At 66.2% G+C, this 15,585-nt stretch carries 15 protein-coding genes; 14 read left to right on the top strand and 1 reads right to left on the bottom strand.

What is annotated here, in order from left to right:
- Positions 1-4 precede the first annotated feature (4 nt).
- The 9 genes from lysA to ACTJK0_RS02235 all read left to right on the top strand — a co-directional run bounded on the left by lysA (position 5) and on the right by ACTJK0_RS02235 (position 11,106).
- Entirely contained in the window at positions 5-1,477 is a 1,473-nt protein-coding gene (gene lysA, locus ACTJK0_RS02275; protein ID WP_440744091.1) for a diaminopimelate decarboxylase, read from the top strand.
- The gene (locus ACTJK0_RS02270; protein WP_440744090.1) at positions 1,478-2,794 is read left to right on the top strand and encodes a homoserine dehydrogenase; all 1,317 of its coding nucleotides are present in this window, start codon (positions 1,478-1,480) and stop codon (positions 2,792-2,794) included. It begins immediately after the preceding gene.
- A complete protein-coding gene (gene thrC / locus ACTJK0_RS02265; protein ID WP_440744089.1) occupies positions 2,795-3,901 on the top strand; it encodes a threonine synthase in 1,107 nt (368 codons plus the stop codon).
- A gap of 2 nt (positions 3,902-3,903) precedes the next feature.
- Positions 3,904-4,878 carry a homoserine kinase gene (thrB, locus tag ACTJK0_RS02260; protein ID WP_440744088.1) on the top strand — a complete coding sequence of 325 codons (975 nt, stop codon included), beginning with the start codon at positions 3,904-3,906 and terminating at the stop codon, positions 4,876-4,878.
- 293 nt (positions 4,879-5,171) lie between these two features.
- The gene (gene rho, locus ACTJK0_RS02255) at positions 5,172-7,310 is read left to right on the top strand and encodes a transcription termination factor Rho (protein WP_110541045.1); all 2,139 of its coding nucleotides are present in this window, start codon (positions 5,172-5,174) and stop codon (positions 7,308-7,310) included.
- A 230-nt stretch (positions 7,311-7,540) separates the two neighbouring features.
- Positions 7,541-8,614, top strand: coding sequence for a peptide chain release factor 1 (gene prfA / locus ACTJK0_RS02250; protein WP_110541044.1), 1,074 nt, complete (start codon positions 7,541-7,543; stop codon positions 8,612-8,614).
- Positions 8,615-8,627: 13 nt separating this feature from the next.
- A complete protein-coding gene (gene prmC, locus ACTJK0_RS02245; RefSeq protein ID WP_440744087.1) occupies positions 8,628-9,527 on the top strand; it encodes a peptide chain release factor N(5)-glutamine methyltransferase in 900 nt (299 codons plus the stop codon).
- A complete protein-coding gene (locus ACTJK0_RS02240) occupies positions 9,524-10,348 on the top strand; it encodes an L-threonylcarbamoyladenylate synthase (RefSeq protein WP_440744086.1) in 825 nt (274 codons plus the stop codon). Before prmC ends, ACTJK0_RS02240 begins: the two co-directional genes overlap by 4 nt.
- The gene (locus tag ACTJK0_RS02235; protein WP_440744085.1) at positions 10,348-11,106 is read left to right on the top strand and encodes a WecB/TagA/CpsF family glycosyltransferase; all 759 of its coding nucleotides are present in this window, start codon (positions 10,348-10,350) and stop codon (positions 11,104-11,106) included. The genes ACTJK0_RS02240 and ACTJK0_RS02235 overlap by 1 nt, the downstream gene beginning before the upstream one ends.
- 55 nt (positions 11,107-11,161) lie before the next feature.
- Here the strand turns inward: ACTJK0_RS02235 and ACTJK0_RS02230 are convergent, their stop codons facing one another.
- Positions 11,162-12,058 carry a glycosyltransferase gene (locus ACTJK0_RS02230; protein ID WP_110541040.1) on the bottom strand — a complete coding sequence of 299 codons (897 nt, stop codon included), beginning with the start codon at positions 12,056-12,058 and terminating at the stop codon, positions 11,162-11,164.
- Positions 12,059-12,333: 275 nt separating this feature from the next.
- On the opposite strand from ACTJK0_RS02230, the gene ACTJK0_RS02225 reads away from it, so the two are divergent.
- From ACTJK0_RS02225 to atpE, 5 genes are all read left to right on the top strand, one after another.
- The gene (locus tag ACTJK0_RS02225) at positions 12,334-13,446 is read left to right on the top strand and encodes an MraY family glycosyltransferase (RefSeq protein ID WP_110541039.1); all 1,113 of its coding nucleotides are present in this window, start codon (positions 12,334-12,336) and stop codon (positions 13,444-13,446) included.
- 112 nt (positions 13,447-13,558) lie between these two features.
- Positions 13,559-14,041: a hypothetical protein gene (locus ACTJK0_RS02220; protein WP_440744084.1), complete on the top strand. Its 483-nt coding sequence runs from the start codon at positions 13,559-13,561 to the stop codon at positions 14,039-14,041.
- Positions 14,034-14,372 (top strand): AtpZ/AtpI family protein, encoded by a 339-nt coding sequence (locus ACTJK0_RS02215; protein ID WP_110541037.1) that lies wholly within the window; start codon positions 14,034-14,036, stop codon positions 14,370-14,372. Before ACTJK0_RS02220 ends, ACTJK0_RS02215 begins: the two co-directional genes overlap by 8 nt.
- 81 nt (positions 14,373-14,453) lie before the next feature.
- Positions 14,454-15,254, top strand: coding sequence for a F0F1 ATP synthase subunit A (atpB, locus tag ACTJK0_RS02210; RefSeq protein ID WP_110541036.1), 801 nt, complete (start codon positions 14,454-14,456; stop codon positions 15,252-15,254).
- Positions 15,255-15,363: 109 nt separating this feature from the next.
- Positions 15,364-15,582, top strand: coding sequence for an ATP synthase F0 subunit C (gene atpE / locus ACTJK0_RS02205; RefSeq protein WP_003804776.1), 219 nt, complete (start codon positions 15,364-15,366; stop codon positions 15,580-15,582).
- The last annotated feature ends 3 nt before the right edge of the window (positions 15,583-15,585 follow it).

Genomic DNA, 15,585 nt, shown 5'->3' with positions numbered 1-15,585 from the left:
AACGATGACGAACACAGCAGCACAAGGTTCCCCGCTTGCCCCGGAGTGGCTTGCCGTTCCGGAGGACCTGAACAAGCTCCCCGAACCGATGTGGGCCCGTGACGTCGCACGCAACGGGGCGGGCGAACTCAGCATCGACGGCATTCCCGTCAGCGAGTTGCAGCGCCAATACGGCACCCCGCTTTTCGTGATGAGCGAGAACGACTTCCGCGCACGGGCCAGGGCCTTCAGCGACGCATTCAACAACGCCTTCGCCGATATCTGCGGGGGAGTGGATGTCTACTACGCCGGCAAATCATTCCTGTGCACTTCCGTGGTCCGCTGGGTGGAGGAAGAAGGACTTCGGCTGGACACGGCCTCCGGGGGAGAACTCGCCGTCGCGTACCGCGCCGGCATTCCCGGCGCGGACGTGGCGCTGCACGGCAACAACAAGTCCGACGGCGAGATCCACCGGGCGCTGGACATGGGTTTGGGCCGGATCGTAGTGGACAGCCTGGATGAGCTCGTGCGCGTCGGCGCGATCGCGCAGGGGCGCGGGGAGCAGGCGAAGGTCATGCTGCGGCTCACCCCCGGCGTGCATGCCCACACGCACGAGTTCATCGCCACGGCCCACGAGGACCAGAAGTTCGGCCTCTCCATGGCGGCCGACACCACCGATGAAGCCGGCATCTCCGCTGCCGAGGAAGCGGTGGCAGCTGCTTCAGCGCATCCCGGCATCGAACTGCTGGGCCTGCACTGCCACATAGGCTCCCAGATCTTCGAGCCGGACGGCTTCGCACTCGCCGCGGAGAAGCTCCTGCGGTTCCTGGCAGCCATGCAGGAAAAATACTCCATCACCTTGCCGGAGCTGGACCTGGGCGGCGGCTACGGGATTGCCTACACCCCGGTGGACACCCCGCGCCCCGCAGCGGAAATCGCGACGGCGATGGCCGCCGTCGTGCGCTCCACCTGCGCCGAGCTGGGCATCGACGCGCCGCGCATCTCCATCGAGCCCGGCCGCGCCATCGTGGGCAGCACCACCTTCACCCTCTACGAGGTGGGCACGCTGAAAACGGTCCGCGTGGACGCCCCTGCGGCTTCCGGCGACGGTGACGCGGACAACAACGTTACGTATCCGCGCCGGTATGTTTCAGTCGACGGCGGCATGAGCGACAACGCCCGTCCGGTGCTGTACGACGCGGATTATTCGGCCGTGCTCGCCTCCCGGACGTCCAATGCCGCCCCGCAGCTGTCCCGCGTGGTGGGCAAACATTGCGAGAGCGGCGACATAGTTGTTAGAGATGTATATCTGCCCGAGGACGTGGCAGCCGGTGATCTGCTTGCTGTACCGGGAACCGGCGCCTACTGCTGGGCCCTCTCGAGCAACTACAACTATCTGGCCCGGCCGGGCGTTGTCGCGGTGCGCGACGGATCTGCCCGGCTGATTGTCCGCGGGGAAACCGAAGAAGACCTGCTGAACCGCGACATGGGAGCCTGAATGACGGAAATGCGAACGCTGAAAGTGGCCCTGCTGGGCTGTGGCAACGTTGGAGCCCAGGTTGCGCGGATCCTGATCGAGGACGCCGACGCCCTTGCCGCCCGCACCGGCGCCCGGCTGCAGCTCAGCGGCATTGCCGTGCGCAACGTCAACGCCCCCCGCGACGTGGACCTGCCCCAGGAGCTCTTCACCACCGACGCCGAGACGCTGGTCAAGGACGCCGACCTGGTCATCGAGCTCATGGGCGGCATCGAACCCGCCCGCACGCTGATCCTCGCCGCGCTCCGCAACGGTGCCTGCGTGGTCACCGGCAACAAGGCGCTCCTGGCGCAGGACGGCCCCACCCTCTACGAAGAGGCGGACAAGGCAGGCGTGCAGCTCTCCTACGAGGCCGCCGTCGCCGGAGCCATCCCCATCCTCCGCCCCATCCGGGACAGCCTCTCCGGCGACCGCATTACGCGGGTGCTGGGCATCGTCAACGGCACCACCAACTTCATCCTTGACCAGATGGACACCACCGGTGCCCAGTTCGCCGATGCCCTCGCCGAAGCGCAGCGCCTTGGCTACGCCGAAGCCGACCCCACTGCCGACATCGAGGGCCACGACGCCGCCGCAAAGGCAGCCATCCTGGCGGCGCTGTCCTTCCACACGCGCTTTTCCATGGACGACGTCCACTGCGAGGGCATCACGTCCGTGAGTGCTTCGGACATTGCCGCCGCCAAGGACGCAGGCTTTGTCATCAAGCTGCTGGCCATCGCCGAGAAACTCACCGATGCCGACGGCAAGGAAGGCGTGTCCGTCCGCGTCCACCCCACGCTCCTGCCGCGCGAACATCCGCTGGCTGCCGTCCGCGGCGCGTTCAATGCCGTGTTCATCGAGGCCGAAAACGCCGGCGAGCTGATGTTCTACGGCCAGGGGGCCGGAGGTACCCCCACGGCCTCTGCAGTCCTGGGCGACCTCGTCTCGGCCGCGCGCCGGCTGGTCCTGGGCGGACCCGGACGCACCGAGACCACCACGGGCCACGTTCCCGCGCTGCCCATCGACGCCGCCACCACCAGCTACTACATCGGCCTGGACGTCGCCGACCAGCCGGGCGTCCTGGCAAGGATTGCCCAGCTCTTCGCCGAGCATGGCGTGTCCATCGAAATAATGCGGCAGACCATTCACCGGGACGCGGAATCCAACGCGGAATCCGCCGAACTGCGGATCGTCACCCACCGTGCGTCAGAGGCTGCCCTTGCAGCCACCGTCGAGGCCGTGAAGGGCCTGGACGTCATCAATTCAGTTACATCCGTTTTGCGGGTAGAAGGAGTCTAAGTGGCTCACCAATGGCGCGGTGTCATCCGCGAATACGCTGACCGTCTGCCCGTGACGGAGTCCACCAGGGTGATCACCCTGGGCGAGGGCGGCACCCCGCTGGTGCACGCGCAGAAGCTCTCCGAACTTACCGGTTCCGAGGTTTACCTGAAGGTCGAGGGCATGAACCCGACCGGTTCCTTCAAGGACCGCGGAATGACCATGGCCATGACGGCAGCCGTCGCTTCGGGCGCCAAGGCCGTGGTGTGCGCCTCCACCGGCAACACCTCCGCGTCCGCCGCCGCCTACGCCACCGCCGCCGGCCTGAAGTGCGCCGTGCTGGTGCCCGAAGGCAAGATCTCCATGGGCAAGCTCAGCCAGGCCATCGCCCACGGCGCCACCCTCCTGCAGGTGGACGGCAACTTTGACAACTGCCTGGACATCGCCCGCAAGCTGGGGGAGTCCTACCCGGTGTTCCTGGTCAACTCCGTCAACCCGGCCCGCATCCAGGGCCAGAAGACCGGCGCGTTCGAAGTGGTCGACGCCCTGGGCGACGCCCCGGACATCCACGTCCTGCCCGTGGGCAACGCCGGCAACATCACCGCCTACTGGAAGGGCTACAAGGAGTACTCCGCTCCGTTTGAGTCCGACACTGCGGGGACGCTGCCTGCCGTGTCCACCAAGACGCCGGTGATGTGGGGCTTCCAGGCTGCAGGTGCCGCACCGTTCGTCGCCGGGCACCCCATCACCGAACCCGACACCATTGCAACGGCGATCCGGATCGGCAACCCTGCCTCCTGGGACGGTGCCGTTGGTGCACGTGACGAGTCCGGCGGCCTCATCGACGCCGTCACTGACGAGGAAATCCTGAACGCCCACCGGTGGCTGTCCGCAAGGGAAGGCGTCTTCGTCGAGCCCGGTTCCGCAGCCGGCGTGGCGGGCCTGCTCAAGAAGCACGCCGCGGGGGAGGTGCCCAGCGGGAAGACCATCGTCATCACCGTCACCGGGCATGGACTCAAGGACCCCCAGTGGGCGCTTCGCACCGAGGACGGCAGTGACGTCCAGCCGGTCAAGGTCCCCAATGATGTGGTCACTGTCGCCGCTGAGCTGGGACTGGAAGAAAAATAGCCTTGGACACCACCTCGCAGGCCACAGTCGGCCTGCACCTGATTGAACCGGGGCAGCGGGTCACCGTCCGCGTTCCCGCCACCAGCGCAAACCTGGGCCCAGGCTACGACAGCCTGGGGCTGGCGCTGGCGCTGCATGACACGCTGACCGTGGAAAGCCTGGACACCGCTGAACTCGTGTTCGAGCTCAGTGGTGAGGGGGCTGACACGCTTCCCCGGGACGCCACCCACCTGGTGGTCCGCGCGATGGATGCCGCCTTCGAACGGCTTGGCTACCGCCACGGCGGCCTGAAGGTGACCGCCCGGAACATTAATCCCCACGGCCGCGGGCTTGGTTCCTCCGCGTCGGCGGTGGTGGCCGCAGTGTCGGCCGCCAACGCCATGGTCCCGGTGGAAAGGCAACGCGGCAAGGACTGGATCCTCCAGCTCACCAGTGAATTGGAAGGCCATCCGGACAACGTGGCACCGGCGATTTTCGGCGGACTGGCGCTGTCATGGCAGGACAGTGAGCAGTACAGCAGCACCAGAGCCGACGTCGCCGGGTCCGTTATCCCCATCGTGGCGGTACCCGACTTCGAACTCGCCACCGAAGCCGCGCGCGCACTGCTCCCCGCGTCGGTAGGGCACCATGCCGCGGCCATGAATTCCGGCCGTGCCGCCCTGCTGATCCACGCATTGACGCAGAAGCCGGAGTTCCTGCTGCCCGGCACCGAGGATTACCTGCACCAGAGCTACCGCGCCGAGGCCATGCGCCCCAGTGCCACACTGATCGGCGCGCTGCGCAAAGCAGGCTACCCTGCAGTCGTTTCGGGGGCCGGCCCCACCGTCCTGGTGCTGGCAAACGGGGAAACCCAGGCCGCGGATGCACTGGCCTTCATCGAAGCGTTCACCGCGGAGAACACGCCGGACATCGGTTGGCGCGTGCTGAAGCTCGCAGTGGACGTTGAAGGTGCTAAGGTGGACATGCACCGGCGGTAATTCCGCCTATCTGATCTGCTCCTGCATTCAGTTGCTATTTGATCTACCACTGTGAATGTATTCCGGTGCCGCCTGCTTGGTCTGTCGCAGGAATCTGCAGCATCCAACTGCCCCTGAAGCGTCAGTCCAGCGTCGTGCCACGGGCGCAGCGCAAGGTGAATCAGTATCCGGCCCTGCTGGCCGAAATCCAACCGGCAAGGCCGAAATCCCGGCTGCAGATCTGAACTGCAGCCCAGATCAAATCATCGCGTCCAGCTCCCAGTCTGGACGCCGTCGAGGGGGAAGGATCCTTCGTGACCGAAACCACTGAGCTGTCGCCAGCTGTGGAACACACAACTTCTGCTGCCGAATCAACGGCCGCACCCGCCAAGAGCAGCGGCCTCGCCGGCCTGAAGCTCGCCCAGCTGCAGGCCCTCGCCAGCCAGCTGGGTATCTCCGGCGGTTCCCGCATGCGCAAGGGTGACCTGGTCTCGGCCATCTCCGCCCACCGCGCAGGCACCCTGACTGCCAAGGCCCCCGCCAAGTCTGCGGAAAAGGCCAAGGAAAGCGCCCCGGCCGCAGCCGCACCGTCTGCCGCTCCCGAGGCCCCTGCCGCTGAAGCTCCCGCCGAAGGCACCCGTGCCCGGGGCCGTGGCCGCAGCCGCCGCGCCGTCAGTGACGGCGTGGTTGCTCCCGCAGCAGAAGCTCCCGCCGCAGAAACCGCCGCCGCGCCTGCCGCCGCAGCCGCTGAGGCGCCGTCGGCCGCCCCCGCGGAAGCAACCGAAGCAACGGAAGGCGCCGCCGAGCGCCGCCAGCCCCGCACCCGCAACCGCCGCCGCAGCGAAGCCGCTGCCGCTTCCATCCAGGAAGCCCCGGTGGAAACCCCGGCAGAGCAGCCGGCCGCGGAACAGCGTGGAGGGGACCAGCGCGGGGGTGACCAGCGCTCCGAGGCGCCCGCGGCTGAAACGTCCGACGCCGGCCAGCGCACCGAACGCCGTGAAAGCGGCCGCACCCGTGGCCGCGACAACGGTTCCCGCGACTCCGACGGCGGCCGTGACAACGCCGGAAGCCGCGAGGCCGGCCAGCGCGAAGGCAGCCGGGACAACCGCGAGAACGACGACACCGACGGCGGAAGCCGCCGCAACCGCCGCAACCGCCGCGACCGCAACGACCGTTCCGGCGGCCAGGACCGGGACAACTCCCGCAACGACCGCTTCCGCGACCGCAACGACCGCCGCCGCGGCCGCAGCCAGGGCCCGGACGTGGACGACGTCGAAGTCACCGAGGATGACGTCCTGCTGCCGGTCGCCGGCATCCTGGACGTCCTGGAGAACTACGCGTTCATCCGCACCTCCGGCTACCTGCCCGGCCCCAACGACGTCTACGTTTCGCTGGCACAGGTCAAGAAATACAACCTGCGCAAGGGTGACGCCGTCGTTGGTGCGATCCGTGCACCCCGCGAGGGCGAGGACCGCAACCAGCAGTCCAACCGCCAGAAGTTCAACGCCCTGGTCCGCGTGACCTCGGTCAACGGCAAGACCCCGGAAGAGCTCAAGGACCGCGTCGAGTTCGCCAAGCTGGTTCCGCTGTACCCGTCCGAGCGCCTGCGCCTGGAGACCGACCCCAAGAAGATCGGTCCCCGCGTCATCGACCTCGTGGCCCCGATCGGCAAGGGCCAGCGTGGCCTGATCGTCTCCCCGCCCAAGGCAGGCAAGACGCTCATCCTGCAGTCCATCGCCAACGCGATCACCACCAACAACCCTGAGGTCCACCTCATGATGGTGCTGGTTGACGAACGCCCCGAAGAAGTCACGGACATGCAGCGTACCGTCAAGGGTGAGGTCATTGCCTCCACCTTCGACCGGCCCGCCGATGACCACACCACCGTGGCCGAGCTCTCCATCGAACGCGCGAAGCGCCTCGTGGAAATGGGCATGGACGTGGTGGTCCTCCTGGACTCCATGACCCGCCTGGGCCGCGCCTACAACCTGGCAGCACCGGCCTCCGGCCGCATCCTGTCCGGTGGTGTGGACTCCGCAGCCCTCTACCCGCCCAAGCGCTTCTTCGGTGCCGCCCGCAACATCGAAAACGGCGGCTCCCTCACTATCCTGGCCACCGCGCTCGTCGAGACCGGCTCCAAGATGGACGAGGTGATCTTCGAAGAGTTCAAGGGCACCGGCAACATGGAACTGCGCCTGTCCCGCCAGCTGGCAGACAAGCGCATCTTCCCCGCCGTGGACGTCAACGCGTCCGGCACCCGCCGCGAGGAGAATCTGCTCTCACCCGAGGAAGTCAAGATCATGTGGAAGCTGCGCCGCGTCCTCTCCGGACTCGAAACCCAGCAGAGCCTTGAACTGCTCACCAACAAGATCCGGGAAACCCAGAGCAACGTCGAGTTCCTCATGCAGGTCCAGAAGACGACGCTTGGTGCGAAGTCGGATAACGACAAATAAGGCTCAGGGGCGCGGCTGATCTGCTGCCCCGATGCTGAAGTCGCACGGATTTTTCCGCCCCCGCCCCTACGCTGGGAGGCTTTCGATCTTCGATCGTCAGCCTCCCAGCTCCGGCAGGCCCGATGCCACTCCCGGGGCGGAAAAATCCGTGCGGCTTCGTCGTTAAGTCACCAGCCGCTGTCCCGGTTTTGTTTGTTACTAGACTTGTACAAGTCGAAAGAGGTTTATAGATGTTTGAGTCCGTACAGGGCCTGCTTGATGAGCATGACGCTATCCAGGCGCAGCTGGGGGATCCTGCTGTTTATGCTGACCAGCGGCTTGCCCGGAAGCTGGGGCGGCGGTCGGCTCAGCTTAATGGCATTGTGGAGGCCTATCACAAGTGGGAAGGCCTCCGGGACGACCTTGCCGCTGCCAGGGAGATGGCTGCCGAGGATCCCGAGTTCGCGGCCGAGGTGCCGGAACTGGAGGCTTCGCTGGAGGTTGCTGCCGCCAAGCTGCGGCGCCTGCTGATTCCCCGCGATCCCGACGACGCCCGCAACGTGATCCTCGAAGTCAAGGGCGGTGAAGGCGGCGATGAGGCTGCCCTGTTCGCCGGCGACTTGCTGCGCATGTACACCCGGTACGCGGAGTCACGCGGCTGGAAGACTGAAATCATTTCCGCCACCGAGTCCGACCTCGGCGGCTACAAGGACGTCCAGGTGGCCGTCAAGGGCAACTCCAATGACCCCGCCGAGGGCGTTTACGCCCGTCTCAAGTTCGAGGGCGGCGTGCACCGTGTCCAGCGGGTGCCCGTGACCGAATCCCAGGGGCGCATCCACACCTCTGCTGCCGGTGTGCTGGTCCTGCCCGAAGTGGACGAGCCCGAAGAGCTCGAAATCAACCAGAACGATCTCAAGATCGACGTCTACCGGTCCTCGGGGCCGGGCGGCCAGTCGGTGAACACCACCGACTCCGCGGTGCGTATTACACACCTTCCCACGGGCATCGTGGTGGCCATGCAGAACGAGAAGTCGCAGCTGCAGAACCGCGAGGCCGGCATGCGCGTCCTGCGGGCCCGCATCCTGGCGCACCAGCAGGAGCAGATCGACGCCGAGAACTCGGCCCAGCGCAAGTCGCAGATCCGCACCATGGACCGCTCGGAGCGCATCCGCACCTACAACTACCCGGAAAACCGCATCGCCGACCACCGCACCGGATACAAGGCCTACAACCTTGACCAGGTCATGAACGGCGACCTGGAACCCGTGATCCAGTCCGCCATCGAAATGGACGAACAGGCGCGGCTGGACGCCATCGGCGACTGACCGGACGCGTACCATGACCGAGCGCACCCCCGAGGCGCCTGCCCAGTCCCTGGCCGCAGCGGTCCGGGAGGCCGCGGCGCTCCTGGCCGAGGCGGGCGTCCCCAGCCCCCGGGCCGACGCCGAACTCCTCGCCGACCATCTGATGAACGTCGGCCTGGGGCGGCTCCGTTCGCTGATGCTGGGCGACACACCGGCGCCTGAGGGATACGCCGGGCTTGTCGCCGAGCGTGCGCGCCGCATACCGCTGCAGCACATCACCGGGGTTGCGCATTTCCGGTACCTCGAACTGGCCGTGGGGCCGGGGGTCTTCATCCCGCGCCCGGAGACCGAATCCGTGGTCCAGCTTGCCATCGACCACGTCCGGGGCATGTCCGCCCCGCGGATGGTGGACCTTGGCACAGGATCCGGAGCCATTGCCGGGTCCCTTGCCTCCGAGGTTCCCGGCGCCGAGGTCCACGCGGTCGAATTCAGCCCGTTCGCGCACGCCTGGGCGGCGAAGAACCTTGCCCCCCTCGGCGTCGACCTTGTCCTGGGGGACCTGCGCCACGCCTTCCCGGAACTCGACGGGACAGTCGACGTCGTGGTGTCCAACCCGCCGTACATCCCGTCCGAGGCCATCCCCAATGAACCCGAAGTGGCGCTGCACGACCCCCCGGAAGCGCTGTACGGCGGGGGAGCGGACGGCATGGAACTTCCGACGGCGGCAGCGGCCACTGCCGCCCGGCTGCTGCGGCCCGGGGGCTACTTCGTCATGGAACACGCGGAAGTCCAGTCCGGCTGGATCGCGGCCATGCTGGCCAGGATGGGACGCTGGACGGCCATCACAACGCACCTGGACCTCAACGGCAAGGAGCGCGCTACCAGCGCCGTACTCGCAGACCAGGCCTCGAGGAATGAAAGAATGAGCCAGTGACCACAACTTATGACTGCACCATTGACGACGAACGGGCGCGGGGCCTGGAGCACGCGCAGCGCGTCATCAGCGAAAAGAAGTGCGTCGTGCTCCCCACGGATACGGTGTACGGCATCGGCGCGGACGCGTTTTCGCCCCAGGCCGTGACCATGCTCCTGGTATCGAAGGGGCGCAGCCGCACCATGCCCCCGCCGGTCCTGATCCCCCGGATCAACGCCCTGGACGGCCTGGCTACCGAGGTCTCGGCCGATGCCCGCAAGCTGGCCGAGGCCTTCTGGCCCGGCGGCCTCACCCTGATCCTGCACGCCCAACCGTCGCTGGACTGGGACCTGGGCGAAACCAAAGGCACCGTGGCGCTGCGGATGCCCGCTGACGACGTCGCCCTGGAACTGCTGACCCTCACCGGCCCGCTTGCTGTTTCCTCCGCCAACCGCACCGGCCAGGCTCCCGCCCAGACCGCCGCGGCGGCACGCGACCAGTTGGCGGAATCCGTGGAGATCTACCTGGAAGGCGGTCCGCGCCCCTTGGAGGGTGAAGCCGGAGTCCCGTCAACCATCGTGGACGCCACCGGCCCCAGGCTCCGCGTCGTGCGCAACGGTGCCGTGAGCCTGGACGAGCTGCGCGCACACGTCCCGGACGTCCTGGGCCTGGGCGAAATCCCATTGGCCGAAGAGGCGCCCGGCACCGGGGCGGGGGCTGCTGCGGAGGGCGCTGCGGAGGATTCAACGGACGACGCCGGGCGGCCAGCTTCGTCAGGCTCCTCCGCCGTGGCGGGTACAGAGGCAGAACCGGCCGGGCCTGCCGGAAACCAGCAGCCTTGATGGCGCTGGAGCGCCAGCAGATTCCTGTCCTGGCCGTCCATGCCACTCCGCTGCGGGTTTCCGAGCTGGTTGCCGAGCTGAGCACCTTCGTGGCCGAAGGGTCCACGCGCACCGTCCTGGGCCACAACCTGCACAGCGTCACGCTGACCCTGTCCGACGCCGACTTCCGGCGCCTGTACGAGGAAAGCGATGTGGTGCTCCTGGATGGGGCCCCGGTGCTGTGGTTGTGGGGGAGGACCGGCAACGCCGACGGTCCTGTCATGGACTACCGGTTAGGCTCCACCGACTGGCTGCCGGCACTGGATCAGGTGCGGGGCCTTGAGCGGATCGCCGTGATCGGGGCTGGCGCGGAAGCGAACGCCGGGGCGGTCCGCAGACTGAAGGAGATTGTTCCGGGCGCCCGGGTATCCGGCTTTCCGGGGGAGGGCTGGGGGCCCGCCATGGAGGACTCGGCTGTCGCCTGGCTGCACCGCGAACAGCCGCAGCTGGTCCTGGTTGGCCTCGGCATGCCTCTGCAGGAGCAAGTGCTGCAGCGCAGGCTCAGTGACATGCCGCCAGCCGTCTACTGTGCCGTGGGCGGTGCCATCGAGCAGTTGGCGGGGGTCCAGAAGCTTGCGCCGCGCTGGCTGGGCAGGATGGGACTGGAGTGGGCCTGGCGCCTGCTCCTGCATCCCCGCCGCGTCGCTTACCGCGTGCTGGGCGAGCCCTGGGTCCTGCTGTGGCTCCTGGCCGCCCGCCGGCGAAAAACCAAACCCTGAAAGGCGACGGCCGGACGGTGCAGGTGCGCCGCCCGGCCGCTGCCCGGAAACGCCCCTAGAACTTCTGGTCCTCCAGTGGCCCGAAGCCCTTGCCCCGCAGTCCGGCACCGAAGGAACGGGCCCAGGCCAGGAAGCCCGGGACGTCGCGGCGCTGCAGGAAGTAGCCCAAGTAGCCGCCGGCGTCGGCCACGAAAGACCGCACCCGGAAGTACCGCCGGATCAGGTAGCCGCGGTTCCGATAGTAGTAGTGGCGCTTGAAGGCCGAATCCGGGACGATGACGTGCCAGCGTGCGCCGTAAACATGCTGGGTTTCAGAGAAGGCGTGCGGATGCGTGATGGCCGTGGTGGTCACCGTCCCAAAGCGGATCCCGGCCTTCCGGAGCCTGATGGTGAAGTCAACCTCGTCGCCCCGGATAAACAGGCGCATGTCCGGCAGGCCCACCTTGAAGAACACGTCCGACCGGATCAGCGCACCGTTGAAGAAATGGCCGTCGTCGGGGAGGAAACCCCGCTTCTCCACCTCCGCCCGGTCGTGGGTGACTTTGCCGTCAAGGCGGAAGAAGAAGGACAGCCTGTTCGGATCGCCGGGTGCGGTGACCAGCGGAACAACGGCTTCCAGGTCGCGCGCTTCGGCCTCGCGAAGCAGCGTGGCAAGGCATTCGGGATCCACCGGCTCGGCGTCGTCGTCCATCATCCAGATCCACTTCGCGCCACTGGCCACTGCCTTCAGGGCCGCCAGCGCGAATCCGCCGGCACCGCCGAGGTTTGCCTCCGAACGGACATAGTCGACGTTCGGATGCTTTTCGGCCACGGCCCGGGCCGGCGTCGTGCCGCTGTCCACGAGGCAAACAGTGTCCACCTGCCGGCTTTGCGCGTTGATCGCGTCAAGCAGGACGGAGAGTTCCCTGGGCCGGTCGAAGGTCACCGCGGCAACCGCAATGCGGGGGGTCATGGGGGTCCTTTCAGCATGGCCGCCAGGGGGTCCCCCGCGTGGAGTGCGCCCGTGTGGCGCGGAGCCATGGTGCCCGTGGCACTAGTATCTTTGACTAGAGTCCACTGTAATACAGCCCTGTAAGGCACCGAACACTGCCTGCTGCGCGCTCGGCGACGGAGAAGTTTCATTTATCGACGAACAGATTCCCGGCCAGTGAGCCCACCGACCCCGTACCGGCTGCCGGCGCAGCTGATCCGCTTCCACGCCACCACTCCTGAAATGGCCCCCGCCCCATGATCATGTACCTGCTCATGGGGCTGACGGCTGCCATCGTGTCGTACGCCGCCACCTGGGGTGCCCGCGTCGTGGGCACCAGGCTGGAGCTGCACCTGCCCATCCGCAGCCGGGACATGCATTCCACCCCGGTTTCAAGGCTCGGCGGCGTGGCCATCTTCCTCGGTGTCCTGGTGGCCCTGGTCGTCGCCAGCCAGTCGTTCTTCGTCAAGGACATCTACCGCAACAACTTCTCACCGTGGGGCGTCCTCGCCGGCGCCGCCGTCATCGTCCTGGTGGGCGTCGCAGACGACCTCCTGGACATCCGCTGGTGGGTCAAGCTGATCGGTCAAAGCGCTGCCGGGCTGACCGTGGCCATGTGGGGGGTCCATATGACCATCGTCCCCTGGGTACCCGAACCCATCTATCTGCAGGACGGAATGCTCCGGGTCGTCCTGACGGCAGGGCTGATCGTCACCACCATGAACGCCTTCAATTTCATTGATGGTTTGGATGGCCTGGCGGCAGGTGTGGCCGTCATCGGCGGCACGGCCTTCTTCTTCACGGCCTACTGGGTGCACCGGAACGCCGTCCTGCTCGACTACTCCGACCTCGCAACCCTCATCACGGCCGTGCTGGTGGGCGGCTGCCTTGGCTTCCTGCCGCACAACTTCTTTCCGTCAAAAATCTTCATGGGCGACTCCGGCGCCATGCTCATCGGGCTCCTCATGGCATCGGCCGGCGTGGTGTCTACGGGACAGATCAGCTCAGGCCTCTACGACCGCGTCAACGGCATCTCCACCGTGATCCCCATCCTGCTTCCGTTTGCGGTGCTCTTCCTTCCGCTGCTGGACCTGGGACTTGCGGTGGTCCGCAGGACCGCCCGCGGACGTTCGCCCTGGTCAGCCGACAGGGGCCACCTGCACCACAAGCTCCTGGATATTGGCTACTCCCACCGCACCGCCGTGATCCTGATGTACCTCTGGACCGCGGTGCTCTCCTTCGGCGGCCTGGCGTTCGCCATCTTCCCGTGGCAGATCGTCCTCGCCGTCGATCTCTTCGCCACTTTGGTCATGGGCCTGGTGACCGCCTGGCCGTACCTGTCCCGCAACGGCGCTGAAAGCCGGGCGTAAGGGCGGGTTCTGAATTATTTCTATCTCATGTAGAATTTAGGGGCAGCCCAAGCTGCCACTCCACCCACTGCCTCCTGGCGATCCGCCATGCGGTGCCGACGATTGGGATCGAATGACCTCCAACGCCGAGTCCGGATCTGCCTCCGGCAACCGACCCGTTGGCACGTCCGGTCCCACGCCGTCACTCTGGCTCCACCTGCTCAAGCGCAGTTCCCTCGCCGCTGCCGCAGGTCTCCTGCTCTGCGCAATCCCCGCCGTGCTCCTCAACGGGGCAAGCGGTGCGGTGTCCGCCGCGCTTGGTGGGCTCCTGGTCATGCTGTTCTTCGGAATCAGCCTCCTCGTGGGGCACTTCGTGGGGCGCCGGAATCCTTCAGGGGCCATTGGGGCTTTCGTCGCCACTTACTTCGTGAAGGTTGTCGGCTTTGCCGTTATCCTGTTCGCCCTTGGCGCTCCGGAATGGCTTCACGGCCGCTGGTTCCTCATCGGCGCCGTTGTTGCCGTGGTCCTGTGGCAGGCAGCGGAGATCCACGGATTCAGCAAAGCCCGCCTCCAGATCTACAACGATCCAGGAGAAAAGGGAGCATCCGATGCGTGACCCGAAGAAGACCAAGGAAACAGCATCCGGCGCAAGGGGATCCAAGGGCTCCGCATCCGCTGATTCCGCAGCATCGACCGATGGCGGCTACAACGCTGGAATGGCTGTATTCAGCTACATCATTGGCGGAATCATCGTCTGGAGTTTGATAGGGTGGGGACTGGATTATCTGTGGGGAACGCGCTGGATTGTGCTCGCAGGCGCTCTGCTTGGAGCCGTCGGAGGTTTCTACCTTTCCCACATGCACGGCCTCACCAGTTCCCGCAAACATGCTGATGAGCGCCATGCTCCCAGCGCACCGTCGCCTGACGGAGAAGATAATGCCAAATAATTTCACAGGGGGAACAGCAGGCTGTCAGGCTGCCGGACCCCGCCCAACGCCCAATGATGGACACTGCAGAGAGGAAACGCGTTGATCGCGCTTGCGCTCCCGGCCCAAGATTCAGGAGAGTTCACTCCTCCTGGTATTAACGAAATGCATTTGCCGGCAATCCTGCCGTGGGGTGCCGCAGAAGGATTCTCCAAGCAGATGCTGCTGGTCCTCCTCTCTGTCGTCTTTATCGCAGTCTTCTTCGTGCTCGCCGCACGTAAGCAGCAGCTGGTACCCGGCAAGCTCCAGTTCGCCGGCGAAGCCGCCTACGGCTTCGTCCGGAACGGAATTGCCAAGGACATCATCGGCGGCAGGGACTTCATCAAGTACGTCCCCCTGCTGTTCAGCCTGTTCTTCTTCATCCTGGTCAACAACATCTACGGTGCCATCCCGGTCTTCCAGCTCCCCACGTTCTCGCACGTGGGTGGAGCGTACGTGCTGGCCGGCCTCGTGTACGTCACCTGGATTGCCATCGGCGTCAAGAAGAACGGCCTGCGCTACTTCAAGCTGGCCACCGTCCCCTCGGGCGTTCCGTGGTACATCCTGCCGATCGTCATCCCCATCGAGATCATCTCCAACTTCGTGGTCCGGCCCGTGACGCACAGCCTCCGTCTGTTCGCCACCATGCTCGCCGGCCACCTGATCGTGATGATCGCCGGTTCCGGCATCGAGTACCTGATCATGCAGGAGAACTTCCTGCTCAAGGGAACGTCGGTCCTGGTCCTTGCCGGTGCCATCGCCATGTACATGCTTGAAGCCCTGATCATGGTCCTGCAGGCCTACGTCTTCACGCTGCTGACCGCGATCTACATCGAAGGCGCCCTGCACGCCGACAGCCACTAGGCACGCTGCCGGCAGCGCGACGCTCCGGCGGCAACCACAGACTTCCCCTCGCGGGGATGAAGCAACCCAAACAACCTGCCACATAAGTGGCATCTTGAAAGGAAAAAAAATGGAAGGCTCCATCAACGGCTCCCTCAACCTCATCGGCTATGGCCTCTCGGCTATCGGCGGTGGTATCGGTGTGGGTCTCGTGTTCGCTGCCTACATCAACGGCGTTGCACGCCAGCCGGAAGCCCAGCGCGTGCTGCAGCCGATCGCATTCCTTGGCCTGGCGCTGACCGAAGCACTCGCCATCCTGGGCCTGGTCTTCGCTTTCGTTCTCAAGTAAATC

The sequence above is a fragment of the Paenarthrobacter sp. 22069 genome (genome assembly GCF_052046035.1).
GTDB lineage: Bacteria > Actinomycetota > Actinomycetes > Actinomycetales > Micrococcaceae > Arthrobacter.
Note: the sequence above shows the minus strand (reverse complement) of the source record. Positions and strands in the feature narration are given on the sequence as shown.

Coding starts and splice junctions, on each gene's coding strand:
- lysA (WP_440744091.1), top strand. CDS start 5: ATGACGAACACAGCAGCACAAGGTTCCCCGCTTGCCCCGGAGTGGCTT.
- ACTJK0_RS02270 (WP_440744090.1), top strand. CDS start 1,478: ATGACGGAAATGCGAACGCTGAAAGTGGCCCTGCTGGGCTGTGGCAAC.
- prfA (WP_110541044.1), top strand. CDS start 7,541: ATGTTTGAGTCCGTACAGGGCCTGCTTGATGAGCATGACGCTATCCAG.
- prmC (WP_440744087.1), top strand. CDS start 8,628: ATGACCGAGCGCACCCCCGAGGCGCCTGCCCAGTCCCTGGCCGCAGCG.
- ACTJK0_RS02235 (WP_440744085.1), top strand. CDS start 10,348: ATGGCGCTGGAGCGCCAGCAGATTCCTGTCCTGGCCGTCCATGCCACT.
- ACTJK0_RS02230 (WP_110541040.1), bottom strand. CDS start 12,058: ATGACCCCCCGCATTGCGGTTGCCGCGGTGACCTTCGACCGGCCCAGG.
- ACTJK0_RS02225 (WP_110541039.1), top strand. CDS start 12,334: ATGATCATGTACCTGCTCATGGGGCTGACGGCTGCCATCGTGTCGTAC.
- ACTJK0_RS02220 (WP_440744084.1), top strand. CDS start 13,559: ATGACCTCCAACGCCGAGTCCGGATCTGCCTCCGGCAACCGACCCGTT.
- ACTJK0_RS02215 (WP_110541037.1), top strand. CDS start 14,034: ATGCGTGACCCGAAGAAGACCAAGGAAACAGCATCCGGCGCAAGGGGA.
- atpE (WP_003804776.1), top strand. CDS start 15,364: ATGGAAGGCTCCATCAACGGCTCCCTCAACCTCATCGGCTATGGCCTC.